The 24,883-nt window shown below is 65.8% G+C and carries 28 protein-coding genes; 12 read left to right on the top strand and 16 right to left on the bottom strand.

Annotated elements, in window-relative coordinates; genetic code table 11:
- Positions 1-48: 48 nt before the first annotated feature.
- From LFM09_RS42075 to LFM09_RS42045, 7 genes are all read right to left on the bottom strand, one after another.
- Positions 49-1,470, bottom strand: coding sequence for a DUF3631 domain-containing protein (locus LFM09_RS42075; protein WP_414102218.1), 1,422 nt, complete (start codon positions 1,468-1,470; stop codon positions 49-51).
- A 40-nt stretch (positions 1,471-1,510) separates the two neighbouring features.
- Positions 1,511-2,023, bottom strand: a complete 513-nt coding sequence (locus LFM09_RS42070) for a DUF2742 domain-containing protein (protein ID WP_414102217.1) — start codon at positions 2,021-2,023, stop codon at positions 1,511-1,513.
- A gap of 289 nt (positions 2,024-2,312) precedes the next feature.
- A complete protein-coding gene (locus LFM09_RS42065; RefSeq protein WP_414102216.1) occupies positions 2,313-4,538 on the bottom strand; it encodes a cell division protein FtsK in 2,226 nt (741 codons plus the stop codon).
- Positions 4,538-5,395 (bottom strand): ABC transporter permease, encoded by an 858-nt coding sequence (locus tag LFM09_RS42060; protein WP_414102215.1) that lies wholly within the window; start codon positions 5,393-5,395, stop codon positions 4,538-4,540. Before LFM09_RS42060 ends, LFM09_RS42065 begins: the two co-directional genes overlap by 1 nt.
- Positions 5,392-5,676, bottom strand: coding sequence for a hypothetical protein (locus tag LFM09_RS42055; protein ID WP_414102214.1), 285 nt, complete (start codon positions 5,674-5,676; stop codon positions 5,392-5,394). Before LFM09_RS42055 ends, LFM09_RS42060 begins: the two co-directional genes overlap by 4 nt.
- A gap of 198 nt (positions 5,677-5,874) precedes the next feature.
- Positions 5,875-6,600, bottom strand: coding sequence for an NUDIX domain-containing protein (locus LFM09_RS42050; protein WP_414102213.1), 726 nt, complete (start codon positions 6,598-6,600; stop codon positions 5,875-5,877).
- A 93-nt stretch (positions 6,601-6,693) separates the two neighbouring features.
- Entirely contained in the window at positions 6,694-7,041 is a 348-nt protein-coding gene (locus LFM09_RS42045; protein ID WP_414102212.1) for a hypothetical protein, read from the bottom strand.
- Positions 7,042-7,196: 155 nt separating this feature from the next.
- Here LFM09_RS42045 and LFM09_RS42040 point away from each other — a divergent pair, with 155 nt between their 5' ends.
- Positions 7,197-7,547: a helix-turn-helix domain-containing protein gene (locus LFM09_RS42040; protein WP_414102211.1), complete on the top strand. Its 351-nt coding sequence runs from the start codon at positions 7,197-7,199 to the stop codon at positions 7,545-7,547.
- Between the two features lie 15 nt (positions 7,548-7,562).
- Here the strand turns inward: LFM09_RS42040 and LFM09_RS42035 are convergent, their stop codons facing one another.
- Positions 7,563-7,763: a hypothetical protein gene (locus LFM09_RS42035; RefSeq protein WP_414102210.1), complete on the bottom strand. Its 201-nt coding sequence runs from the start codon at positions 7,761-7,763 to the stop codon at positions 7,563-7,565.
- Between the two features lie 183 nt (positions 7,764-7,946).
- Here LFM09_RS42035 and LFM09_RS42030 point away from each other — a divergent pair, with 183 nt between their 5' ends.
- Positions 7,947-8,732, top strand: a complete 786-nt coding sequence (locus LFM09_RS42030; RefSeq protein ID WP_414102209.1) for an aminotransferase class IV family protein — start codon at positions 7,947-7,949, stop codon at positions 8,730-8,732.
- A 55-nt stretch (positions 8,733-8,787) separates the two neighbouring features.
- On the top strand, positions 8,788-9,726 hold the full coding sequence (locus LFM09_RS42025) for an SUMF1/EgtB/PvdO family nonheme iron enzyme (protein ID WP_414102208.1): 939 nt from the start codon (positions 8,788-8,790) through the stop codon (positions 9,724-9,726).
- A gap of 19 nt (positions 9,727-9,745) precedes the next feature.
- Here LFM09_RS42025 and LFM09_RS42020 read toward each other — a convergent pair whose 3' ends face one another.
- The 5 genes from LFM09_RS42020 to LFM09_RS42000 form a co-directional block, all read right to left on the bottom strand.
- The gene (locus tag LFM09_RS42020; protein ID WP_414102207.1) at positions 9,746-10,645 is read right to left on the bottom strand and encodes a helix-turn-helix domain-containing protein; all 900 of its coding nucleotides are present in this window, start codon (positions 10,643-10,645) and stop codon (positions 9,746-9,748) included.
- Positions 10,588-11,241, bottom strand: coding sequence for a hypothetical protein (locus LFM09_RS42015; protein ID WP_414102206.1), 654 nt, complete (start codon positions 11,239-11,241; stop codon positions 10,588-10,590). The genes LFM09_RS42020 and LFM09_RS42015 overlap by 58 nt, the downstream gene beginning before the upstream one ends.
- Positions 11,238-11,597: a hypothetical protein gene (locus LFM09_RS42010; RefSeq protein ID WP_414102205.1), complete on the bottom strand. Its 360-nt coding sequence runs from the start codon at positions 11,595-11,597 to the stop codon at positions 11,238-11,240. Before LFM09_RS42010 ends, LFM09_RS42015 begins: the two co-directional genes overlap by 4 nt.
- 107 nt (positions 11,598-11,704) lie before the next feature.
- Entirely contained in the window at positions 11,705-12,937 is a 1,233-nt protein-coding gene (locus LFM09_RS42005; protein ID WP_414102204.1) for a helix-turn-helix domain-containing protein, read from the bottom strand.
- A 131-nt stretch (positions 12,938-13,068) separates the two neighbouring features.
- Positions 13,069-14,652, bottom strand: a complete 1,584-nt coding sequence (locus LFM09_RS42000; protein WP_414102203.1) for a pentapeptide repeat-containing protein — start codon at positions 14,650-14,652, stop codon at positions 13,069-13,071.
- A gap of 598 nt (positions 14,653-15,250) precedes the next feature.
- On the opposite strand from LFM09_RS42000, the gene LFM09_RS41995 reads away from it, so the two are divergent.
- The 4 genes from LFM09_RS41995 (at position 15,251) to LFM09_RS41980 (ending at position 17,493) form a co-directional block, all read left to right on the top strand.
- Entirely contained in the window at positions 15,251-15,715 is a 465-nt protein-coding gene (locus LFM09_RS41995) for a Panacea domain-containing protein (protein WP_414102202.1), read from the top strand.
- A 1-nt stretch (position 15,716) separates the two neighbouring features.
- A complete protein-coding gene (locus LFM09_RS41990; RefSeq protein WP_414102201.1) occupies positions 15,717-16,208 on the top strand; it encodes a hypothetical protein in 492 nt (163 codons plus the stop codon).
- A gap of 215 nt (positions 16,209-16,423) precedes the next feature.
- Positions 16,424-17,101: a protein phosphatase 2C domain-containing protein gene (locus LFM09_RS41985; protein ID WP_414102200.1), complete on the top strand. Its 678-nt coding sequence runs from the start codon at positions 16,424-16,426 to the stop codon at positions 17,099-17,101.
- Entirely contained in the window at positions 17,098-17,493 is a 396-nt protein-coding gene (locus tag LFM09_RS41980) for a hypothetical protein (protein ID WP_414102199.1), read from the top strand. The genes LFM09_RS41985 and LFM09_RS41980 overlap by 4 nt, the downstream gene beginning before the upstream one ends.
- Here the strand turns inward: LFM09_RS41980 and LFM09_RS41975 are convergent.
- The gene (locus LFM09_RS41975; RefSeq protein WP_414102198.1) at positions 17,483-17,836 is read right to left on the bottom strand and encodes a winged helix-turn-helix transcriptional regulator; all 354 of its coding nucleotides are present in this window, start codon (positions 17,834-17,836) and stop codon (positions 17,483-17,485) included. The genes LFM09_RS41980 and LFM09_RS41975 overlap by 11 nt on opposite strands.
- 83 nt (positions 17,837-17,919) lie before the next feature.
- Here LFM09_RS41975 and LFM09_RS41970 point away from each other — a divergent pair, with 83 nt between their 5' ends.
- From LFM09_RS41970 to LFM09_RS41960, 3 genes are all read left to right on the top strand, one after another.
- Positions 17,920-18,735: an NAD(P)-dependent oxidoreductase gene (locus LFM09_RS41970; RefSeq protein WP_414102197.1), complete on the top strand. Its 816-nt coding sequence runs from the start codon at positions 17,920-17,922 to the stop codon at positions 18,733-18,735.
- The gene (locus LFM09_RS41965; protein ID WP_414102196.1) at positions 18,732-19,466 is read left to right on the top strand and encodes an SDR family NAD(P)-dependent oxidoreductase; all 735 of its coding nucleotides are present in this window, start codon (positions 18,732-18,734) and stop codon (positions 19,464-19,466) included. Before LFM09_RS41970 ends, LFM09_RS41965 begins: the two co-directional genes overlap by 4 nt.
- Positions 19,467-19,551: 85 nt before the next feature.
- On the top strand, positions 19,552-19,977 hold the full coding sequence (locus LFM09_RS41960; protein WP_414102195.1) for a carboxymuconolactone decarboxylase family protein: 426 nt from the start codon (positions 19,552-19,554) through the stop codon (positions 19,975-19,977).
- Positions 19,978-20,091: 114 nt separating this feature from the next.
- Here the strand turns inward: LFM09_RS41960 and LFM09_RS41955 are convergent, their stop codons facing one another.
- Positions 20,092-20,301, bottom strand: coding sequence for a hypothetical protein (locus LFM09_RS41955; protein WP_239567185.1), 210 nt, complete (start codon positions 20,299-20,301; stop codon positions 20,092-20,094).
- A 164-nt stretch (positions 20,302-20,465) separates the two neighbouring features.
- On the bottom strand, positions 20,466-21,260 hold the full coding sequence (locus LFM09_RS41950) for a GNAT family N-acetyltransferase (protein WP_414102194.1): 795 nt from the start codon (positions 21,258-21,260) through the stop codon (positions 20,466-20,468).
- Between the two features lie 31 nt (positions 21,261-21,291).
- Here LFM09_RS41950 and LFM09_RS41945 point away from each other — a divergent pair, with 31 nt between their 5' ends.
- Together LFM09_RS41945 and LFM09_RS41940 are read left to right on the top strand one after the other, a co-directional pair.
- Complete coding sequence (locus tag LFM09_RS41945; protein ID WP_414102193.1) at positions 21,292-22,044, top strand: PhzF family phenazine biosynthesis protein; 753 nt, start codon at positions 21,292-21,294, stop codon at positions 22,042-22,044.
- A 159-nt stretch (positions 22,045-22,203) separates the two neighbouring features.
- Entirely contained in the window at positions 22,204-24,810 is a 2,607-nt protein-coding gene (locus tag LFM09_RS41940; RefSeq protein WP_414102192.1) for a putative bifunctional diguanylate cyclase/phosphodiesterase, read from the top strand.
- Positions 24,811-24,883: the final 73 nt, after the last annotated feature.

Raw genomic sequence — 24,883 nt, 5'->3', positions numbered from 1 at the left:
TACACCCTGGCAACGCCGTGACCTGGGTTCTTACGGGCCTTACGGGTCTTACACCGGTGCAGAAGGCGGAAGCGGTGGCAGGTAGCGCCGCCACGCGTCGGCAAGCCCGGTTTGTGCTTGGGCGCCGTTGGTCGTGTAGGCGACGTAGCCGCGGCCGGCCTTCTCTCCGGCGTTGGTCGGTTCGAACACCACGGGCTTGACGTCGTACCGCTTGAGTTCGCGGGCAAGTCGTTGCGCGTTAAGGGGTTTGCCGTCGCCCATGTCGGACCACTGCGCTTCTTCGAGCACGTGCAGGGCTCCCAGAATGTCGGCCGTGCGCATCCGGTCGGTGCGGTGCTGGGCGTAGAGATCACGCAGCGCGGCCAGGAGCTGGACGCCGGTGGACTCCTCCTGACTGGTAGCCGTGTCGATGACGAAGTGCTTGCAGGCGGCGAGCGTCCTGGCCGGCCAGTCACCGCCCGCGGCTTCAGCGAGTGCGAGCAGCGGACGCCAAATCTCGGCCGCGCGGTTGCGAACGCCGTCAGGGCGTTCAGGCCGAGCTGTGGCGACCTGGTCGGCAACGGCGGCGGCCCAGGCAGCGAGTTCGGCGCGGAGTGGTGCGGCTTCGAGTTCGACGTCTTCCTCCATGAACTCCTCGGGGTCATCGCCGTACGCGGCTTTGCGCATGTGGATCGTGATGGCGCGGCTCGTGATGGTGCCGGGCATGTGACCGGCGATCCCGGCGAGCGCCACCGGGGCATAGACGGGAAAGCGCTGGACGTTCATGGACTTGGCGTCGCCGACGCACCGGGCGATCGTCGCGCTGCGCTTGTACCCAGCGTTGAGGAGTCCGCGCAGGTCCTCGTTGTTGCCTCCCTTGGTGCTGAACACGGCGTCGATCTCGTCGAACAACAACGACACCGGTCCGTCCAGCAGCAGCCGGAAGATTGCGGCCGTGGTCATGGAGATGGTCATCTCGGGCTTGTGGACGAGGTACTGGCCGATCTCCAGGACGCGAGTTTTGCCGCTGCCTGGTTCGGCCGACGACAGGATCAACCGCGGAGTGACGTACAGCCGGTCCGCCAGGTGGGTGTGCGCGAACCAGAGCGCCACGACCGGGGCGCAGTGCTCACTGGGGAACCGCAGAAAGCGGTTCAGGAACGCCGTCACCTCGTCCAACAGTTCGTGGCCTGGCCGCGACACCACACCAGCCGGCGCACCGAGCCACGACGCGACCGGGGTCACTGGAGCTGCCTCGGGCTGGTCCTGGTCGGGGGCCTGACCGCCGTCCTCGGGGCTCGACTGAGCGAGGGAGACCCGCCACTGGATCTGGCACGACTCGTCGCAGAAGTCGTCGGACACGGACTCGGCGAGCGACTTGCCGCAGGTGTGGCAGGCCATCGCCGTGGCCGGGGCACTGGCGGTCGTGTCGGTGTCAGCGTCGCTGATCACGCTGTCGATGTCGGCCAGGGTGTTGATGAAGGCGCTCACGCGATGTCCCTCCTCTCGGTTGCGTGCTTAGGCAGTTCGTTCATGCGGCCCGCTTGCGTGTGCTGGGGTGGTCGGCGAGCGCCCACGACCGGAAGGCGCGGCGGTGGATCTCATCGGCGGTCAGCGGACGAGTCGTATAGGTGGCGCGGCGAGCCGCGAGCGTGCAGAACGGCAAGTGCTGGTCCAGCGCTCCCGCGCTGGTCATCGCGGATGACACGGCAACAGCTGTCTCCTTCTGCACTGCCTGTTCGTCGTGCTGTGCTGCGGCCAGTTCGTGAGCGAAGCGCGAGGCGATCGCCCGCGGCGTGGACTCTTCGAGGTGTGCGAGTGCGGCGTACAGAACGGCGGCGAGCTTCCGTGGATCGTCGTCGTTGAGCGCTTCCCACCGCGTGCTGCCTGCAAGGGGCATGGACTCGCCTGGACACATGGAGGCCCACGCTCGCCGGAGCAAGGCGTCACACCATGCGCGGACAACGGCGGGGTCTCGGAGCGGCCGGCGGTTGAACACGTAGACGTCGTTGGGATCGGTGAGGAACGTGCGGCGGCTGGTCATGTCGACGCATCTCCGTATTGCTCTGAGTAACGATGGGCGGGCGTGCGAAGGCAGCGGGGACACCAAGAACGTGGCCCCGCATTGTGCGGATGGGCTGTCAGCAAGTCGGGTTAGGTCGCAGAGTGCGGGTTAGGTTTCTAACCACGCGGGTTAGATGGCGTGATACAGCGGCTGAGCTGCGACGAGTTAGCTGGTTAGCCGGGTTAGGTCGGACGCTGCGAACCCTGGTCAGGGCGATGTGGAGCGGTCGAGCGTCCAGGGTTGTGACCTAACCCGGCGGTCCGAGCGACTAGCCCTCGTCGTCCAGATCGGCCGTCGCCTCACGCGCGAGAGCATCACGGACAGTGACAGGATCGACGGGGTAGGTGTTCTTAGTGGACGGCACCTTCACGCCGAGTTCGGCGAGCTGGTCTCGCAGCGCCTTACCTGTCAGCGACTTGTAGGGCGTCCAGCGCGGTGCATGCTGAGCGAGCAGGGCGAGCAGGGCGGGCAGGTCGGCGACCCTGATGGGCTCCTCTCCCATCACGGCGTCCAGGTCTTCGAGCAGGTTGCGGCTGGACTCGATCGCCGGTGCCGCAACGGCTGCACCAGGCAGGCCGCGCCCAACGGTCTCGATCGCGGCCAACGACCGAGTGATGATCGGCGTGACCTGGTCGTTGGTGCGGGAGACGTCCAGGAAGTAGACCTGCACGATCTCCGAGCGTTCTCCGGTGAAGCCCTTGACCACCGCAGTTCCCTTGTCAGTGCCCGGAATCAGCTCCGTAGCGCGGTGACCGGCGGCGTAGGCACCCTGACCGAGCAGGGCATCGTTGGCCACGTGGTCGCCGACGGCGAACGCGATTCCGTTGGAACAGTTGCGAGTCACGTCGCGCGGCATGCTGTCTTTGGTCGGTGCCTGGGTAGACAGGAACAGGTGGATGGCCCGCTTGCGTCCCAGGCGGACGATGTTCACCAGCAGCTGTGCGATCTCAGCGCCGTAGGACGGGTGCTGGATCGCCACGTGCGCCTCTTCCAGCAGCGCAACGATCGGGTGGAGACCGATGCCCGCGCTGGCCAACTTGCGCGTCACGGACGGCTCTTCGTACTTGATCAGCAGTTCGCCACGGGTCTGCACCTCGTCGTGCAGCTCCCGCAAGTGCTCCAGGATTTCGGCGATCTTCTCGTCTTCAGCACCCATGACGTACCGCGAGCACCGCGGCTTGAACGCCTCAAAGTCGAAGTTCGCGTCAGGAACCCAGATCCGCATCTCCACGGTCGGGTCCAGCGCGGCACCTGCCATGACGCACCGGGCCGCCGACGACTTGCCCTGCCCAGGCATGCCGCCCCCGATCGTGTTTCGCTCCAACACAGGACACGTGATGGGCTCTCCACGAAGCGTCCGTCCGAACGGGACACCCTTGAAGATGTCCACGATTCCCTCTTCCAGCAACGGATACGCGCCCGCTCCTTCCGCAAGGGCACCCTTGTCTGCAACCCACAGGTCGAGGATTCCCGCTTCGCTGCCCGTGGTCGGCCACACCTCTTTGGACAGCCGGTGCAGACCGGTGGCCAGGTCACCGCGACGGCGGGCGATCTTCTCTGCGGTCACACCGGCCGGCAGACGGAGCACGGCGTGAGTGCCGCGCCCGTCCTTGCGTGCGGTGGTGATGTACTGCAATGGCAGGCCCTGCTTGATGTAGGCGGTGATCTGCGGAATCCGCAGCGCCTCCAACGCACGCGCAATCGTCGTCTCGTCAATCGTCACGTCCGCATCGGCTTCAGCCGCGGTCGACAGCCAGCCAGGCGCCGTGCCCTGGCGGCGGCCCTCACGCCAAGCACCGAGCAGGACCAGGGCGGGCAGGGTGAGGATGAACGGAGTCCACACCACCGTGACGGCTGTGATGATCCGCCCGATCGCGTCGAGGATTCCTTCCCACACCGCGAGGAACCGACCGGTGTCGGTGATCTCGACCAGAGCCGAGATCGCCAGCAGCACCACCAGCAACGCGGCGACCGAGCCCGCGGTGACTTGGGCGACCCCGGCGGCCATGCCGGGCAGATCCATCAGTCGGCGGTGGCGGCGTTCCTGCGCAAGTTCCTTGCGTTCGGTCCACTCCCGCAACGCTTCCCGGTCGCCCATCGCCTCTGCGGCCTTGATCTGTCGGCGATACACACCGAACGTCCCGGCATCCCACGCCCGCCGTGCCCACGACTCGAAGCCTTGGACGACGTACAGAGAGTTGCCGAGCACAGTGCGGGTGGCCTTGACGGTCGGTTCGTGCTGACGCACCACCCGCACCGTGTGGACGACACGGGCGGGCACGTTGCGCACGCGAGCGATACCGGCGCGGCCGATGCGGCGGTCAAGTTCGGCGTTCTCCTCGTCGGTGAGGATCACGCCGTCCACAACGTGCTGCGGTTCGAGTTCGGCGCCGGCCAGGTTGGTGGCAGGTGCGGCCCTACGGGCACTCAGGTCGTACACAGTCGCGCCCGCATCGTCGTTGTGGTCGGGCTGGGTGTTGTCCAGGGTGCTCATCAGTGCACCTCCTCCAGTTCTGTGTGGTCGGTCATCAGGTGGACCAGCGCGGCGCCGAACCCGAGCACGATCACGGGCAGGCAGGACACAACGGTGGTGATCTGCCACGGGGCGACGGTCATGCCCGCGGCTTTCATCAGGTGGTAGGCGACCTGGCCACCCGCACCGAGCACGAGCGCACCGAGCGCGGACCACTTGGCGAACGAGCGCGCCTTGTCTGAGCGAGTGCGGCCGGACAACCACACCTGCAACGCCAGCGCCGCGTAGGCCTCCATCCCGAGCGGGAGGGTGATCGCGGAGTTGATCGTCCAGCTGTCCGCGATGCCGGGAAGCGGGGTGATCTCGCCGAAACCGGTGAGCTTGCCCAACTCGACCCAGCCGCCCCAGATCGCGACGAACGCACCGAGTGCGATGAGGACGATCGGCCACCGCCGCACCTGTGATCGAGCCTTTGACCGGCCCGTGTTGATCGCCGAGATCGCTGTGGTTGCAGGTGTGTCTACGACCTCGGTGAGCTGCTGTGTAGCAACTTCCGCTCCGCGGTCGTGCACCTCCTCTTGGGCGGCGAGCACTGGTGCGACCGCTGCTGCGTCTGGGGTGATGAATGCGACCGGTTCGGCGGGCACAGCACCGGTTTCGACGAGCGCAGGAACGGCTTGCAACCGGCGCCCGGTGGCTTCCTCGTGCTCGCCCCCGTCGATGTAGCCGAGTGCGACGAGTGCGGCACGCGCCTTCTTTGCACCGACATTGAACTTCCCCGCCACGCTGCGGATTGACGGCCTCTCGCCCGACTCGTCGGCGAAGGCACGCACTCGCGTGATGAGGTCTTCCAGAGACACCGGGTAGGCGCTGGTCATCGGTGGGCTCCCTTCACTCGAACGCGGCTGGAACGGATGGGCGAGTGCACGCGACCGGCGATGCGCGGGAGGTAGAGGAGGACGAACGCGGACAGCAGCGCGGGAATCCCCAACGCCAGGACCTGGGCCACCGGCTCATCAGGCATGCCGGTGACCACGGCCCACTGCACGGTGGTGATGCCGACGGTGGTGATCAGCAACTTCCACAGCAGCACCGCGAACACGAACACGAACACGAGGCCGGAACCCAGCAGCAGCAACAACATCGGCTCGTCCCTCACTTCACCGCTCCCGTCGAGCGGGTGGACTCGCGCGACCCGTGTGAGCACGGTTCGGTGCCTCTGAAAGGCAGGTTGATCATGGTGGACACTTGAGTGCCCCTTCCGGTTGCGAGATCGGATGGTGGGTGTGGGAACCCGGACCGGCGGTGACTTCTTGGCGGGAGTCCGCCGGTCCGGGCGACTCGTTCGTGACGCTGGTCAGCGCTGGTGGAGCGCGGCGGCGAGCAGCGGAGTGTGTGCGGCGTAGAGCTGTCCGCCGGCCGCCAAGATTGCGTCCTCCAGGGCGGTCAGGTTGGTGAAGGGCCACCACGCCGCGGCAACCGCGTCGTCTCCGGCCGTCGCAGGGACCACGCCGCGGAGCTGGTAGAGCGCGGAGCTGGTACAGATCCAGGCGTGGTCGGTGTTGCGGTAGTCGTCCACGTACCTGCGTGCGATGACCGTGGGCGTGAGGTCACCGAGGTCGACGCCGGTTTCCTCTCGCAGCTCTCGCACGAGCGCGGCCGGGGCCGTTTCGCCGGGGTCGACCATGCCGCCGGGGATAGCCCACACGCCGATGTCCCCGCGCTTGATCAGCAGAACGCGGCGGTTGCGGCCGCGGCCAGCAACCACGATCGGGTCGGCGGCGGCGTTCTCACCCCACTTGCCCAGCTTGCGGCCCGTGCGTCCGGTGCGTCCGGTCGGGTTGAGCGGCCAACCCCAGGCGTTGAGGGTGAACGGCACCAGCGCGGTGACCTGCCGTGCGGGCCAGTTCGGCACGTCCTCCGGGGTCACGTACGGCTCAGCCCAGCCCTCGGCAACGCTGGCGGCGAGACCGGACCGCCGCAGCTCGGGCGGGGTGACGTCTACCGGGGCGTAGCCGGGCAACGGCGTCGACCACGGGCGCTGGGACTCAGGAACGTGCGTGCCGAACTCGTTGCTGTACATGAGAGATAAGCCCTTCGGGTTGATGATCAGCGGTGGTTGCGGGAGCGCAGTCGGCGGTGACTTCTTGGCGGGAGTCCGCAGACAGCGGAGTAGCTAGGCGGCTTCGGTGCCGCGGCCGACAACCTGTGCACGCGCCGCGTTGCGGCGAGCCCGGCGGCTCTTCCTTTTGCTGCTGACGGGCGCTGGCGTCGTGGCGACAGGAACGACACGAACCGGTGCCGCCTGCTCCTGCACCGCTTGCGTTAGCGGCACGCCGTACTTCGGCACGATGCCCGCCGCGGCACGCGCCAACATCCGAGCGTTTCGCCTCGTAACCGCGGACCCGTCCACGAACGCGGTCGTAGGCGCGAACGTGGAGGCGATCTCGTGGGACAGCTCCGTCAGGAGACTGGTCACAGCGTCCGCGGTGATGCCGTCGGGGTAGTTGCTGGTCGTGTTCATCAGTGGTTCCTCTCGAAGTCGCTGCGCCGAAACTAGCGCTAGAACAAGCGCCAGAACAAGCGCTGCAGTGGGCAGAACGGGGGTTGGAGGCGTGCGGAAACAGGGAGGGCTGCGCTAGAATTTGCGCTGGTACTGGCGCTAGAGGGAGGGTCTGCGTGGCCAAGGACTGGCAAGCCGTAGCCGATGCGATTAACACCCGAATGGAGCAACTGGGGTTTTCGCAGAAGGAGCTGTCTCAGCGGTCAAAGGTGAGTCCGGCGACCCTTCGCCTCATGCAGCAGGGCGCGGACGCGTCGCGGTCGGCCACCACGCTTGCAGCGGTGTCCACTGCGTTGGGCTGGCAGGCTGATCAACTTGAGAACGTCGCCGCTGGCCGGCCTCTGTCGGACGGCGATGAGTCCGTGAGTCTTCGGGATGAGGTTGAAGCGCTCCGCAGTGACGTTGCCAAACTGCGGACTGGGCTCGAAGACTTGGCCGCAAGGGTCGACCGGCTGTCGAAGAAGTGAGCCGGGAGCCCTTCATCACGAAAGAGCCCTGATGAAGGTCATCAAGCCGTCCAGCACTGTCCCGCCCCAAGCCGCCAACTGACGCGTCGTGCTCGCCGCTCCGGCCGGGTCCCGAATCACCAGGGCGAACACGGCCAGGGCCACCAAGGTGAGCACTACGCGCCGGCCGGTTCCGCCGCCGGTCGGCAGCGGCATCATCGTCTGCTTCTTCGCCATCTCGGTGCTCCGTTCTCGTCTGTGCTCCGGTCTGCTTCAAGCTTGCTGCGACCTGGGCCACACGTGAACTGCCCGATTAGTACCTCAACGCCGAACTTCCACTGAACTTCGATCACTGAACTTTCACCGAACTTCGGCGCGGCCCATCTTCAGAATCCGGTGGTGGAGTGGGAGCCTGGGCGCATGGACCTGAACGGCACCCCCGCCACCCTCGATCAGATGAAGGCGCTCGCCCTCACGAACTACGGGCACTTCACATCAATGCTCGTGGAAAACGGCGAGGTTCGGGGTCTGTCGTTGCACATGGCGCGGCTGGCCCGCGATTGCCGACAGCTTTTCGATCAGGACCTCGATACCGGGCGGGTCCGTGGCTATGTGCGGAAGGCACTCGGCGAGCACGCGGGCGGCCGCGTAGTCGTTCGCGTCTCGGTCTTCGATCCTGCCCTCGACCTGGGAACTATCGGACGGGACGCGCAACCGCACGTGCTGGTCACGCATCGCCGGGCGGCGGGCGGTCTTCCCGCACCATGGCGACTTCAGGCGGCTGCATACGTACGCGACATGCCGTCCGTGAAGCACGTCGGCCTTTTCGGATCTATGCAACGACGTCGAGCGGCTCAGAAAGACGGCTACGACGACGTTCTTTTTCTCAACCCTGACGGAACAATTTCCGAAGTTGCTACGTCGAACATCGGATTCGTTCGTGAAGGCCGCATCATTTGGCCGCGATCCGCGTACCTCGCAGGTATCACGATGACACTGCTCCACCAGGAATTGGACGAGCAGATCGTGACGGAACCGCTGACGCTGTCCGACCTTCCGGGCATGGATGCCGCCTTCGCGACCAACGCTGCAACGGGCGTTCGCGCGGTGTCGTCGGTCGACTCGACGGAGTGGGCATCGGAAGCGCATCCCGTTCTGAAGGAGCTGAGGGAACTGTATGCAGACATTCCGGCCGAACCTGTATAGGCGGCGCTATCGGCGGGCTAGGCTCACTCGGAGGTTCTCCGAGGGGGAGTGTTCAATGCCGACGGTGCAGCGCTGGACTGGCGTAGAGGTTCGCGCCCTACGCGATGCAATGCGCATGAGCCTGCGGGAGTTCGCTGCCCACCTCGGAGTGAGTGAGCGCATGGTCTCGAAGTGGGAGGCCGGCCGCGAGAACATCCAGCCGCGGCCCGTGAATCAGGCAGCTCTGGACACCTGCCTGAACCGCAGCGACCCCGACACCCATGCGCGGTTTGCGTTCCTGGTCGGCGACTCGCTGGTTGGCGCCGGAGAACAAGAGCAGCAGATCGAGCCGATCGGGAGCGCTCAGGTCAACCACCCGACCGATGGAAGCGCCATGATCCCGGTGGAGGGAAGCGTCTACCTCGGAGGTCCCAGCAACACGCCCGCTTGGGTCGCTGGCTTCTACATCGACGTGTTCCCAGTGTCCAATGAGGACTACGCGCTTTTTGTTGCTGCGACTGGTCACCAGGCGCCGGATCACTGGCCGGACGGGCAGTGCCGTCCCGATGTCAAGGATCACCCGGTCGTCTTCGTGACTTGGAACGACGCGAACGCCTACGCCACCTGGGCGGGGAAGTCACTGCCGACGAGCCAGCAGTGGGAGAAAGCTGCGCGAGGAACACGCGGCACGGTCTACCCGTGGGGTGACCAGCCGACGCCGGCCAAATGCAACGTCCGGGAAAACGGCGTTGGGCTAACCACGGCGCGCGACAACTACCAGAGCGGCGTGAGCCCGTACGGCGTGTACGACATGTGTGGGAACGTCTGGGAGTGGTGTTCGACCGAGACCAAGCCTGGTCGCCACGAGCTCAAGGGCGGCGCCTGGACGAGCCCGTTCAACCGAGCTACCCCGTCGTCCTTCAACGACGCGAACGCAACGATGAGGGACGATGACACGGGCTTCAGGTGTGTGGTTGCCGCAGACGTGATGGACGAGTTGCTCCGCCGACGCTGACCACCTGAGCAACACTGTTCTACAGTTCAGCGGCCGCCTCGGCGATCAGTTCTAGCGACTCACCGGGGCTGAGTGCGATCTTCTGCAGGCTGGTGAACTGCCTCGTGCACTGCTCGATCAGTCCTGGTTCCTCGACGTACTCACCCTTGAGAAACGTCTCCATGTAGGCCACTTCGTTGTGCTGGCGGTGCGGGAAACCCAGCAGCGTGAAGGGCGACCCCATCGCCGGATAGGCCCCAGCGCCGCGCGGCACGACCTGAACGCTCACCGCCGGATGCTCGCTGACCTCCATCAGGTGCAGCAGCTGCGCCTTCATCACTCGTGGCCCGCCGACCACCTGCCACAGCACCGCCTCGGGAAAGACTGCCTGCACCACAAGCGGATCTTTGTCCGTAAGTCGGGCGGAACAGGCCTCCCGGACCTTCGCCCACCGCGCCGTGCGCTCCGGATCACCGGCCTGCATTGCGGCGTTCGTGTAGCCCGCAAGGTGAAACACAGTCGGCACCAGATCCGTCGTGAACGCCCGCAGCCACGTCGCTTCGAACACGAGACTCACGAAGTCCGCGGCCGGATCGAACACCTCCACGCGGCGCAGGTCGGAGCGGCTGCGTTCGGCGTGCTGGGCTTGCAAGACAACCGCCTGCCACTCTGTGGTCGGCACGCGGTAGGCGTAGCCGAGCGCCATGATGTCCACGGGCGCAGAGGGCTGCACCGCGTTCTCCATCGTCGACAGTTTCGCGCTGCTGAACCCCACTCGCATGCCAGCCTCGGCGAGGCTGAACGCCCGCTCATTGCGCCATGCGGCGAGGCTTCGCCCTATGGCGCGTTCGAGCGTTGTAGCGCGGAAATCCTTTGGCATGTCTAGCTTCTCTCCGAGTTTGCCGTGCCGCTCAGCTCCTCGAACGGTACGAAGCTGCATCCGCGCAACTCACGGATCAAGGCCACGGCGACCATCCAACGGGTTTGCGGATCGTCGTAGGCAAGATGGGCAGCTTGGACCCGAGTGGGAGCGAAGGTGCCCGGTCGGTAGAGCGTGCCCCACACGCCCGCGACCGCGAAGCTTCGAACACGAACCACCACTGCACCACGTTGAAGCGCCGGGCACCGCCGTAGTGAGATCGCCACGCACCGAGAGCAGATGGGCGGTTCCACGCAAGCCATGCCTTCAGGCCAACGTGGCCAGTCCTCGCGGTGGTCCCTCAACAACCACAGGACGCCGTCCGGCGTTTGGTCGGCAGGTCCTGCACACACCTGACACAACAGCTCGCTCATCGCCCGCCGCTGGCGTATGGGGTGCACCCTGCCGAACTCCGGCTTGCCCTCGTTGCGGCGTTCCACGACCTTGCGCCACAGGACACCTTGATCGTCTCGATCGCCCGGAAGCTCGTTGGCGTATCCCAGTTCAAGGCTGTCCGGGCGCACGACCAAGCGGCAGCTAAGGTCCTGCTCAACGTTCGTCGCCGTGACGTAGGGCGCAACGATGCGGTCGGAGCTGGTGAGGTTCGTCCTGGTCATGGCGTCCAGAGCTTCGGTGCGGCGCCGATGATCAGCGTTGGTGCAAGACGCGTGCCAGGTGCGGGGAGCGCCAGCAGTTCGTGAACAACCTCGCCAAGGGTGCCGCTCAGCTCCCAGACGATCGCGGCGGGCTCGCCGTCAGGTACGCGGATGCGCAAGCCCAGCGCGTCGGCCTCGTCGCGCACACGGATGCAGTCTCGCCACCCGGCCGGCCAAACCCTCGCAGCGTCCAGTACGGCGTTGGGGTCGCCGGGATCGTCGATCGGCAGGAACTTCCAGCCCGCTTCACGGATGAGGATCAAGAGTTGCAGGCTGGGAAAGAGCTTCACTGCCTCGGCATCGGTGAGTGGGTTCATGCCTCACCCACCGCTATGCAACCAGTACTGGTGATCAACCGCATGTTCGGAACGTAGGACCGCCGCGACATGCCAAGGGGTACAAGCTGTACCCCCACCTGGTCAGGTTAAGCCGCGATACCCACCCGCTCGCACAGGTCATGGACGTCCTGGCGCAGACCGGTCGGCGGGTTGCTGCGCAAACCGATCAGCATCTCCCGCGCGAACCCGTTGTACTTGATCGTCTCGGGTGCTGTGCGCTCCGAGTGGTGGAGCAGCGCCCACACCGCGTGCCGCTCGCCGCGTTGGTCGTGCGCACGCGCGACCTCGATCAGGTGCCGGGCTCGACGTGGCACAGAAGCAATGGTGTCCGGGTCGAACTGGTCGGCCGCACGCAAAGCCTCGGCGGGGCGCCGCAGCTCCACCCCGAGCGTTGTGGCGTGAGCGGACATCACGGGACGGCTGAACGAAGACTGCGTGTGCCGGTAGCCAACGGGGAGCTCCTGAGCGACGCGGTCTGCGAGCTCCCATGCTTCCCAGGCTTGCCCGTGCCGGCCGCGGCGAGCGTGCACGTAGGCGACCTCGGCTTTCAGCGCGCCCCACATGCCACGCCAGTTGTCACCGCTGTCCAGGTAGGGCTCGATCTCGTGGGCACCGAATGCCGCCACGTCCAGCGCCTCGTCCCAGCGGCCGACGTCGCGCAACGCCTGGACTTTGGCCCACGCACCGCCAGCGATTGCGAGCGGGTCGTCAGCTTCGAGCGCCTCATTCATTGCCCGGTCCGCGACAAGCCACACCAGCTCCGCGGCTGGCTGGTAGGCGCAGTAGAAGTCAGCGAGCCGGTACACGCCGGCCAGCACCCGCCGTGCATCTCGGCGTTCATCACCGCGGATCACGCGCACGGCGCGCTGCGCATCCCGAATCAGGTCAGGGAGGAGCAGACCGAGCTGTGTGCGATGATCGGGGCTCGCGTGCCGAACCTGCCACGCCTGTTCCAGGCGCACCGCAAGGTGTGCAACGTTCGGCGGGCGAGTGTCGCTGGACAGGTGGTACTCGGTCAGCGCGGCCTGGACCGCGGCCAGCGCGACGTGCTTCTCTCCGGCGAACACGGAAACTGGCACGGCGTGGCCGTTGCCGGTGAGTTCAGCAAGGTCTTGCACTCCAAGGGCGTGTGCGATGCGGAGCAGCATCGGCAGACGGGGCGCTTGCAGTCGGCCGATCTCGACGGCCTTCACCCACTCCGGGCTCCTGTCGACCAGGCCGCCGAGGACACGGCGCGACATGCCAACGCGTTCTCGCGCCCACTTGATTCGCTGCCCGATCGTGGTGTGCGCAGGGTCTGGAAAACCCGAGGTCGCCATAGGTCCACCTCATCGCCGGATGTGTCCCCGCCGATGCCCCCGGTGGCCAAACCAGGGGCGCGCATCCGGCGAGGATGTCGAGTACACCATAGCGGTGACATATGCCATCCAGAAGGGCAAAGGGATCATCGCTAGTTGTGCTGTTTGTCAGCGTCGGTAGTCCTAGCTGGTTCGCTATTTAGGAGGTGATGCCAGGATCCCTCACGACCATCGACGGGTGCATGATCAGGAGAGGGTTGCCAGTCAGCAGGCCATGACGAAAAATTGATTGATGGTTCGATCGGCGTATGCAAGAAAGTTGCTCCATCAAACCGCACTCCTTTAGTGAACCTTGCCCCGTCGAACCTTACGCCCTGTGTGAATTTCAGTCGCTCGGGTTTATTGTCAACCTTCTCTGGCGTAAAGTTTTCAACGAACGTTGCATTACCAAAGAGGGAGCCGGAGACGAGTTCGGCGGCTGCGGTCGAACTAACCTCTCCGAGTGGGACGCCTTCGCTGAATTGCGCATTGCGAAACTCGACATCGCCGTTGAACTTAGCGTTGCTGAACCAGGCGTGCATGCGGAAGGTGGCGCTGCTAAATGTGACGCCCGCAGTGAACAAAGAGTTCTCGAATCGGGCTCCTTCTGCAAAAAGTGCTGTCTCGAAGGCGGCGTACTCTGTGAAAGTCGCGCCGTTGAACCACGCTTGTTCAAGAAATGATGTACGAGGGAGCAGGGCGTAGCTGGAAAACGAGGCCTGTTCAAAGAACGCACCTCCGGCGAACGTTGCACCGCCGAAATGTGCCATCTCGGCAAATATGGTGTGCTCGAACCGGGCTATGCTGGTAAACTTCGCATTATCGAACCGTGCGGGTCCGGCGAACCTTGCGTTGTCAAATCGAGTATTTGCTGTAAATTGCGCGTCAACGAATGAGGCCTGCCCTGTGATGCTCGCGCCGGCGAACCGGGTATCTCCACTAAAGACGGTGCTCCGAAAAATTGCGTTGTTCGGCCTTCCTCTGTGCATATCCCAGTCGACCAGTACCGCGGCGGTGAGATCGAGGTCGGTGTCAGGCCAGAAGTTTGTTGACGGATGGTCCGGGTCGTTGCCGGGGTCCAAGTGGGTGGTGAGGATGCGTTGAGCGGTTAGTCGGACTTCCCGTTCCTGGACTTGGACGCGGTATTCATCGCGGGTTTCTGCGTGCGCGCCGGCGTCTGGTTGGTCGCCGGGAGGGTCAAAGGGTGCGCGCAGGTAGGCGCAAAGTACGTTGACCACGGTTTGGCGGAGGGCAGGATTATCGGGGTGGTCTTGTGCAAGGCGCTCCAGGGCGTACAGACCGCCGTGACGTACCGGGGCCTTATCTGATCCGAGCTGTTCCACGGATTTCGCGTATAGGTCGGTGATCCGGCGAGCTTCCGCGTCGCGTTCCGTGGTAGCAGCGACGCGTTCAGCGTGTAGGCGGGTGTGCTCGGCGGTCTCGCGTTGCAGCTCATACGCGCGAGCGACGTCGGCTTGGTCACGTTCTTTCTGCACGAGCCCGATCTCGGTGGCGTGTTGGCGTCGCCAGGCTAGGTACAGTGCGAAGATTCCACCGCCGCCAATGCCAATGCTTAGCCCTGTGCGTAGCGCGTCGAATCGTGCAGTCACCAACGCTGCCCCTGACAGGCCTGCAGTGCCAGCCCACCACAGCGCCACTACAAGGCCGATTGTGGCTGTGGCGATGGAAGCTGCCACGGTTGCGATGACCCTGCGCGGCATGGGCTCTAGCGGTATGCGAGACGTAGTTGACGTCGGTAGCGGCACACGTGGGTGCGTGGAGGACTGCTCTCCCGGCGCAGGGTGGGGGAGCGGCACGGGGGTAGGGCGATCCTCGGGCATGTCCAGATAGTCGTCGATCGGCGTAGCCGTGTTTCCGATGGGCAGCCGAGCCCAAATGGTCCGACTGGCAAGTGAGCGGTCCTGGAATAGAGGCAAGTTGTGGCTCGGGAGTCCTCGTTCGACGGGTTGCCTAAAGGATCACTCGATCTGGTGCTCTTGCTCTGTCTAGCGCAGGTTCGCGAGACGTAGCGGGGATCTGGCGACCCGGCTCAGCGACCGATCTTGGTCTAGACCCCAGGGATGATGCACCCAGGCGGAGCAGCGATAAGCGCAGTTCAGAGGGTATAGTCGAACGTGTGTTCGTGTCACCGCGATGGTCTGATCAAGTGACGTTGGCGTCACGATCGGCGAGGTGCGTAACACGGAAGGATGGATCTGAGATGCTGGGGATGGCGACCCACGAACTGTGGATTGCCTATGGATAACTGCCGAAGCCGGAGGGGAGTTGGCAGCTATGGCGAGCGCGTTGGATGTGGCCGCCTACATCCTTGCCCGCAAGGGTCCGATGACGGCCATGAAACTTCAGAAACTGGTGTACTACAGCCAGGCCTGGCACCTCGTGTGGGACGAAGTGCCGCTGTTCCACGAGCAGATTGAGGCGTGGGCAAATGGCCCTGTGGTGCGCGAGCTTTACCGTGAACATCGTCTGCGTTGGCGTCTTGAAGCCAACGAGCGTCTTGGGGGCGACCCGGAAGTCCTTCAGCAGCAAGAGAAGGACACCATCGACATCGTCCTGGACTCGTACGGTGACAAACCTGCCAACTGGCTGAGCGAGCTCACCCACCGTGAGGCTCCATGGAAGCTGGCTCGCGAGCGCGCCGGCCTCGCTGATGGGCAGCGCGGGAGCGCACCGATTTTGCAGAGCGACATGTTCGAGTACTACGACGGCCTCACCAGTGGCGAGGCTGAGGAGGTCTGACTTGGGCAGGGACAAGGGACGTCCCAAGGTCAAGAACAGACCCGACGCGGTTCGCAATCCTCGGGCTGTCGAGGCTGGCAACATCCCGTCCAGCAGGAAGCCTCGTCGGGAGTTCACTCCTCACGACCCCGACGATAAGCTGGTCATCCTGTTCAGCCGGGTTGATGTTCAGGGTCCTTGGTGCCTAACGAAGATCACCGCCGAAGACCACCTGACTCTCTTGAATCGCATTCGCAGTATCGAGAGCATGACGGTCCATCAGGTCTTCAGCGGTGACGGCAAGACCGGCAAGGACTACGACATCGAGTCGCTTCCGACTAAGGCTGCCCAGGAGCGGTTAGTTGAGCTGGAGTTGGATGACCGGGATCGGATCAGTCGGCTGCAGATCGGCGGGAAGCAGCGCTTATATGGGTTCCGGGAAGCCTCACGCTTCTACGCGGTGTGGTGGGATCCGGAGCATGAGGTCTACCCGAGCCCCAAGAAGCACACCTAGAAGGCAGTGAAGGTAGCCTGTGCCGAACGTGTGCCGAAGTGGCACATCAAGAGGCAATCGTGGCAGGTAGAGGAGTTTCGAGGCGGAGGTCTGTAAATCCGTCGCGAAAGCTACAGAGGTTCGAATCCTCTACCCGCCACGCACAGATGGGCCTCTGACCGAGCTGGTCAGGGGCCCATCGTCGTACGTCGGCTTGGTGTTGTGGAGGGGACGCTGTGCGCACGCAGATGGCAACCGAGGCGGGACGGGCGACGGCGCCGAGTGAGGACCGGGCGCTGGTGGGCCCGAACCTGCTCGCCGTGCTCGACGGGGTGACGGCGAAGGACGAGACCGGCTGTGTGCACAGCGTCGGGTGGTTCGCTGATCAACTGGCCGCCGAGATCCTGCGGTTCGCGCACCACGGACCTGCTGCGGCGCTGGTCGAGGCCATCAAGCAGACCCGGGAGCTGCACGAGGGCGACTGCGATCTCGATCACCCGCACAGCCCCAGCGCGGCTGTTGGGCTCGTGCAGATCAAGGACGACGTGCTGCGTTATCTGGTGCTGGGCGACGCCACGGTCGTGGTCGACACCAAGCGCGAACTGCACGTTGTGACCGACACTCAGACGAACCGCACGGCCGGTGCGAACCCTGCTGATGTTGAGCACGCGCTCACCGGCGAAATCCCGCTGGCGGACGTCCGGCGCGTCGCGATCCTCTCCGATGGCGCCGCGCGGGCCGTCGATCTGTTCAATCTCTTCGATTGGCCCAAGGCGCTCGAACTGATGGCCACGAACGGGCCGGACGATCTGATCCGCAAAATGCGTCAGGTCGAAAAGGAAGACGCCAAGGCGATCGATTGGCCGCGCAAGAAGGTTTCCGACGACGCCACAGTCGTCTATCTGGACCGGTGACGCTCTCCGCGCTGGACGACGTTCTGCGCAGGGCGTTTCACGTAAGGCTCGTCGAGGTTCACGCGTCCCGTGCGGTCGTCGTGGACCTGGGTCGGGGTGAGCGTGACCGCCTGCGCGCGGTCATGGCCGTGCAGTCGTTGGCCGGCATGGGGTGCGCCTGCATGGGCGACGTCCGGTTCGAGATTCTCGACGCACGACGTGAACGCCTTGCGGTCGTCCTTCTCCACCACGGGATCACGCTCGCTTGGGGTGACTGGAACGGCCACGCGGTCCTGAAGAACGGCACGGCGTTGCTGCGCTGGCTGAGCGAGCACGGCCTGTCAAAAGCGCCGCGCAAAGCCGCGGAGACCCAGAGCTGGCAGGAAGTCGCGGACCGCCTGCTCAATGCCTAGGCGCCGGCTCGCGGCCGCGGCGGCGTGCGATGCCCTCCATGTTCTCCTCGCCCCAGTCGCCCAACGGGCCCAGCGCCTCGTTCAAGCGAACGCCCTGCTTGGTCAGCGAATATTCGACGCGCGGCGGGACCTCGTGGAACACCTCGCGGTGCACCAGTTCGTCGGCCTCCATCTCGCGCAGCACCTGGATCAGCATCTTCTCGCTGATGCCGGACACCTTGCGCCGCAGTTCGCCCGTGCGCACCGGGCCGTCGTGCAGCGCCCAGAGGATCAGCGCCTTCCACCGGCCGCCGATCACGTCGATCGCCGCGTCGAGTCCGCAGCTGTAGCTCCGAGGCAACATGCTGGATCCTTACCGAAAAGTGGGTACCTGACAAAATAGTAGGTACTTGTCGTCTCGGCAGTGGCAGAACGAGCATTGCCGGCATGGGGATCAAGAAAACGGTCAGCGTGCTCGGCCTCGGCCGGATGGGCAGCGCGCTCGCAACGGCCCTGGTCAACGCGGGCTACGACGTGACCGTGTGGAACAGGACACCGAAGTCGCTGCCCGGCACCAGAAGCGTTGCCACACCAGAAGAAGCGTTCGAAGCGGACGTCGTCGTGACGTGCCTGTCGACCTACGACGTCCAGCGCCCGCTGCTCAGCAAGAACGTCAAAACGCTCGTCAACCTCACGTCAGGCACGCCCGAGGAGGCCCGCGCCACCGCGAAGTGGGCCCAGGACAACGGTGTCGAGTACGTCGACGGCGTGATCATGGCCGTGCCGCAGCAGATCGGCACGAAGCAGGCCCGGATTCTGTTCAGCGGCAACGAGAACCACCACGTGCTGGACGCTTTCGGCGAGCCGGTGCACGTCGGTGCGGACGCCGGCCTGGCCGCGCTGTACGACCTCGCGTTGCTGGGGATCATGTGGCCGGTCTTCGGCGGCTACCTGCAGGCACTCGCGCTGGTCGGCACCGCCGGCGTCACGCCGCAGCAGTTCACGCCGCTGGCCACCGATTGGCTTGCCACGGTCGGCACGTTCCTGCCCGAGATGGGCGAGGCGACACAGCACAAGAACTACGAGACCGAGGTGTCCGCATTGGACATCAACGTCGAAGGCCTGCGCCTGCTGACCCGTGCGAGCGAGGAACAAGGCCTCGACGCAACGGTTCCGCAGGCGTTGCACCACCTGTTCCAACGCGCCCAGAGCAACGGCCACGGCGCGCACAGCATCGCGAGTGTCATCGAGGAGATCCGGTGAAGTACCTGGGGAAGAAGGCCGTCGTCACGGGCGGCACGCACGGCATGGGCCGCGCGGTGGTCGACAAGCTGGTCGACGGTGGCGCCGAGGTGCTGCTGACCGGTCGCAAGATCGAGCTGGCTGAGGGGATCAAGGCCCACGTCATCAGGTCGGACGCGGCGAACCTGGACGACATCGCCAAGCTCAAAACCGAAGTCGCACAACGACTTCACGACATCGACCTGCTCTTCGTCAACGTCGGCTACGCGACGCTGTTCGAGCACCAGGACGTCACGCCGGACGACTACGACCGCACGTTCGACGTGAACACCAAGGGCGCGTTCTTCACCGCTCAGCACCTCGCGCCGCTCATCAAAGAAGGCGGCTCGATCGTCTTCACCACCTCGATCGCGCAGACCGGTGGTGCGAAGGGGATGAGCGTCTACTCCGGGGCGAAGGCGGCGGTGCGGTCGTTCGGCAGGTCGTTCGCGGCGGAGCTGGCGCCGCGGAACATCCGTGTCAACGTCGTGAGCCCCGGCTTCATCGACACTCCGTCGATGGGCGTGACCGGTGTGCCGCAAGACGTTCTGGACGCTTTCAAGCAGGAGGGCGACGAGATCACGCCGCTCAAGCGCCACGGCAGGGCGGACGAGGTCGCCGACGCCGTGCTCTTCCTGGCGTTCGAGGCCACCTTCACGACCGGTGCCGACCTGCCCGTCGACGGCGGTCTCGGCCAGGGGATCAGCGCCTGAGAAAAAATCTTCGAACAACCTGTCACACCTTCGTCGCCCACCGGGTCGACAGGGCAGAAGACGAGATACGACAGGGAGAACGAAGATGAGGATCGCCAACCCGATCATGTCCGTGCCCGGCGCGATGAAGGCCCTGCTGGACCTGGCGGAGGCCGGCGCGGCCACGGGGCTGGACAAGGACTTCGTGGAGCTGATCTGCCTGCGGGTCAGCATCATGAACGGCTGCGGAGTCTGCATCGACTACCACACCAAGTTGCTGCGCAAGGCGAACGTGGCGGACGAGCGGGTCTACGCCGTCGCCGGCTGGCGGGACGTGCCGTACTACACCGACGCGGAGAAGGCGGCGTTCGCCCTCGCCGAGGAGATGACGCACGTGCACGTCAGCGACGAGGTGTACGCCGAGGCCGCGAAGCACTGGGACGAGAAGCAGCTGGCGGGGCTGATGCTGGCGATCTGCGGCATCAACACGTGGAACCGGCTCAACGTCGCCACGCAGCAGAAAGTCGCGTAACGCGAACGAAGAGGCCGGGCGCGCAAGAGCTTCCTCTCTCTTGCGTGCCCGGCCTCAGCGCGAGCTTACCCCATATCGAACAAATGTTCGATCACTGGGAGGTCAACACGCCGATCAACTCGCGGCGAGAGCGGCCCTTCCGTCGTCGGTCAGCTCCGCGCAGACGCGCCGGCCGAACGACGTCGGCTGCGTGGGGCGCAGCAGTCCCGCGTGCACGAGGTCGTGCGTCGCCATCTGGTCGCAGCAGGGCAGTCCGTCGACGTACAGCTCGGGCTCTGTGCCGCCGGTGACCTCGGCACGGCCCGCCGCGACAGCCCGCAGCATTGACCTTGCTCTTCCGCTGAGTTCCATCTCGACCCCCCAGGTGTGGTGTCCGAATCCGCTACCCCTTTGTCGAAATAGAGGCCGAATTCGTTCCACAAGTACGGGTTCGTTTGGGTTCTTCACTTGTGCGAACGAGGCCAGCATGTCTCATTAGGCCGATCGGGTCACGAAGACACGCCGTGGGACGTGCGCAAAGCTGGCCGGCGGGCCCACAGCGTCCAGCGCGGCCGGTAGCCGTGCGAGTACCAGAACGGCGTCGAGCGCGGGTTCGGCAGAGCGTGGTGGAGCAGCGTCGATGCCACGCCGGCGCCGTCCAGCACCGCGTGCGCGTGTGCCACGAGAGCGCTGCCCGCACCAGTGCCGCGGGCGTCCGGCAGGACCCCGAGGTGTCCGAGATAGGCGAACGGCCGCGCGTCGGTGAACCGCTCGATCCACGTCGCGTCCTGCGGCATGTCGACGTAGATCATGCCGATGGGCGTGTCGCCGCGGACGGCGAGCCACATCGCCTCGTAGTCGCGGTCGAGCACACCTGCCAGCGCTGTCCGCAGGTGCGTGGCGGTGTTCGGGCGTTCGGTGACCATGCCGAACGCCGTGTCGTACCGGACCGTGTGCATGTTGATCTCGACTGCGGCGTCCAGGTCCGCGTGGGTGGCCGGCCGCACGTCCACGCTGGACGGCCGGTGCGGGACGTCCCGGCCCGCCATCCGCTCGGCGACGACCGTCAGCGGCGCGAAGCCGTGGTGGATCAGCGTCCGCGTGTCGCCGGTCTCGTGGCTGGGCAGCGTCACGATCGCCACGGTGTCCGGGTCGTCCAGGCCGGTCAGCCGGGTCTCCCACTCGGCCAGCAACGCGGGCAGGTCCCAGCCCGGTTGCCAGGTCAGCCCGTGCGTGTGCAGCGCTCCCCAGGTGAACATCAGGGAGTCCGGATCTGTCTCGCGGTAAGAGAAAATCTCCGTCACGACCTCATCTGAGCATGGCAAGGTCGGCCAGGTGGAGATCTTCGTAGTGGATTCGTTCACCGACCGGCCCTTCGCGGGCAACCCGGCCGGCGTCGTGCTCCTGACCGAACCGCGGGACGACGCCTGGATGCAGAACGTCGCCGCCGAGATGAAGCACGCCGAGACGGCGTTCGTCACCCCCGACAACCACCTGCGCTGGTTCACGCCGGAGGTCGAGGTCGACCTCTGCGGGCACGCCACCCTCGCCACCGCACATGTCCTGGGCGGGGAGCAGAAGTTCACCACGCGTAGCGGGGTCCTCACATGCGTGAATGACGATGGATGGATCCGGATGGACTTCCCGGCGGACCCTCCAGAGTTGATTGACCCGCCAATCGGACTAGCGGAAGCGCTGCCACATGCGACGATCAAGTCCGTCTCACGTGGGCGCTTCGACTACCTGATCGAGTTGGAAAGCGCGGCGGAAGTCCGTTCCTTGCGACCTGATGTCCAAGGACTGACACAGATCTTGTCACGCGGAGTAATCGTGACGGCGATCGGCGACGGCGAAGCGGACGTCGTGAGTCGCTGTTTTTATCCGGCCGTGGGCATCCCGGAGGACCCCGTCACCGGTTCGGCCCACTGCACGCTGGCGTCCTATTGGGTGCCGCGGCTCCAGCGCGCTGACCTGCTGGCGGAGCAGGCGTCGCCGCGCGGAGGGTTCGTCAGGACCACCCTCGCTCAAGATCGCGTACTGCTCTCCGGTCAGGCCGTGACCGTGCTCCGAGGGCACCTGAGCGTGTAACCACGTCTGGGTGAATCGAAGTCACACGGGGTGCTCGACCTGCCATTTCGTCCCCCGAGCGGGGTACATTGGTGCCCCTGGAGGGGTCCTGATCGCCAAGTGCGGGACCCCTCAGTCACGCCTAGAGGTCCCCCCACCCCAGGCCGACGAGGAGGCTGGATGTCCGACCGAGCGTCGGCCCCCGTGTCGGACTCGGCCGCCTGGTCGGCCAAGTCGACCAACCGCGCGTTCAGCGCGTTCGCCGTCACCCTTCTGGTGGCCGGTGTCGTCTGCGCGGGCCTGGTCGCGGCCTGGCTACCGGACAAAGAGACCACGTCTCTCTTCTGGATCGGCCCGCTTCTCGTCGTCGGCTTCCTGCTGGCGGAACAGCTCGCGATCAACGTCGACGTCCGCAGCGGTGTCGCGTGGACGATCTCCTTCACCGAGATCCCGCTGGTGCTGGGGCTTTTGGTGGCCCCGTTCGAGGTCGTGCTCGCCGCGCACGTGGTCGCGGGCGTGGGCACGCTGCTCGGCCGCCGGATCCTGGACCGCGCCGTCTACAACGCGGGCCTCATGTTCATGGAGATCTCCGTCGCGTTCGCGGTGAAGGAAGCCGTGGACCGCATGGTCGGCGCGAACGGGCCGTTCTGGGCGGGTCCGTTCGTCGGCACGATCGCCGTGCCGCTCCTCGCGAGCGTGCTGGGCCTTTGCGCGTTGCGGCTCATGGGCAAGTCGATGCGCGTCGGCAACAGCGTCCGTCTTGTGCTGCAGACGCTGGTCGTGGCGTTGCTGAACACCTCGGCCGGTCTCGTCGGCTACCAGATCGTCTCCACCACCAAGTGGGGCGGCGTACTGATCTTCCTGGTGCTCGCCGGGATCGTGGCCACCTACCTCGCCTACTCGGGGCTGCTGCGGGAACAGCGGGACCTCGAGGCGTTGAGCGAGGTCAGCCTTCGTGTCGCGAGGTCGGGACAGCACGGCACCGGCCCGCGCCAGCCCGACGACGACCTCACCACGGGCGTGGAAGAGGACGAGTGGCAGCTCATCGCGGAACGCATCCGCGAGCAGCTCAACGCGAACAGGGTCGTGCTGCGCCTGCGCACCGACCCGCAGGAAGCCATGATCACCCTCGTCGCCGGCGAACCGCTGCCCGACGAGATGACCGCGACCGATCCGCGGGCCGTGCGCGAGGACCCGATCCTGCAGCTGCCGGGCACGCACGTTCGTTACTACCGAGTCGCCGACGCGACCGAGGACGTCACGGAGGCCTTGCTGCGCCGTGATGCGCAAGAAGCGCTGGTCGTCCCGTTGCGCGGTGCGACCCAGCTGCTCGGCGCGGTCGAGGCGCACGACCGGCTCTCGCGCTGGCGCGGGTTCGGCAAGGCGGACATCCAGCTCCTCAGGACTTTGGCCTCGCACCTGGCGACGGCCGTCGACAACCGCAGGCTTCTGGCGCGGCTGCGCCACGACGCCTACCACGACCCGCTGACCGGCCTGCTGAACCGGCCGGGCTTCCGCGAGGCCTGTGCGGAACCGTTGCGCGACTCCCAGAAGGGAGTGGTGCTGCGCATCGACCTCGACATCTTGTCGACGGTGTCCGACGCGCTGGGTCAGGCCTGGGGAAACCGCATGGTCGTCGCGGCCGGACGCCGGTTGCGCGACGCTCTCGGTGCCGACGTGCCGCTGGCGCGGTTGGAGGGTGGCGCGTTCGCCGCGTACCTCGACGACTCGCGCGCCGGGACGGCACACGAGATGGCAGAACGCCTGCGTGCCGGGCTTTCCGTGCCGTACCCCGTCGACCGGCTCACGGTCGAGGCTTCCGCGGTCGTCGGCTACGCGTCCAAAGCGGACTCCGAGACCGAGGACCCGGACCCCGACGCGTTGCTGCAGCGGGCGGACGTCGCCGTGCGCGCCACGTCGGAAGGCACACCGGTCAAGGCCTACGCGCCTTCGATGGGCCAGATCTTCCTGCGCCGCTTCCAGCTCGTGACGCAGTTCCGCCAGGCCGTGGAGACCGGTCAGATCTCGGTGCACTACCAGCCGAAGGTCGCGCTGCCGTCGCGTCAGGTCGTGGGCGCGGAAGCGTTGGTGCGCTGGACACATCCGGAGTTCGGCCGCGTCGACCCGGACGAGTTCGTTCCGGCCGTCGAGGCCACCGGTCTGGTGGACGTGCTGACGGACTTCGTGATGGACCGGGCGTTGGAACGCGTCCGCCGCTGGCTCGACCGCGGGCTGCGGATGTCCATCGCGGTCAACCTCTCCGTCCGGACGCTGGGCGACGAGGACTTCCCGAACCGCGTGGCGGACGCCCTCGCGCGCCACGACGTGCCCTCGGGGCTGCTGACCTTCGAGCTCACCGAATCGGGCGTCATGGCCGATCCAGAGCGCGCTCTGCCGGTGCTGCGGCGCCTGCACGCGATCGGTGTCGTGCTGGCGGTCGACGACTTCGGCACCGGCTACTCGTCACTGGCGTACCTGCGCCAGCTGCCGGTGGACGAGGTGAAGATCGACAAGTCGTTCGTGCTCGGGATGGGCACGGATCTCGGCGACATGGCCGTGGTCCGGTCGATCGTGGAGCTCGGCCACTCGCTCGGCCTCGTCGTGGTCGCGGAGGGCGTGGAGGACGACGCCGCACGCGATCAGTTGGTCGGCATGGGATGCGATGTGGCGCAGGGGTACCTGATCTCGCGTCCGCTGTCCGAGGACCGCTTCGAGGCGTGGCTGCGCGCCCGAACGGTGCAGGTCAGGGGAGCCCGCGATGAGACGGTGCTCACGCTGGTGCACTAGAGGCACCCCCGGATTTCGTTCTTGCTGGACCGGTGTTGTAGAGTTCTCCTCGCTCGGCAAGAACGAAAGAGCA

Source organism: Lentzea alba (assembly GCF_047445655.1).
GTDB lineage: Bacteria > Actinomycetota > Actinomycetes > Mycobacteriales > Pseudonocardiaceae > Lentzea > Lentzea alba_A.
Note: the sequence above shows the minus strand (reverse complement) of the source record. Positions and strands in the feature narration are given on the sequence as shown.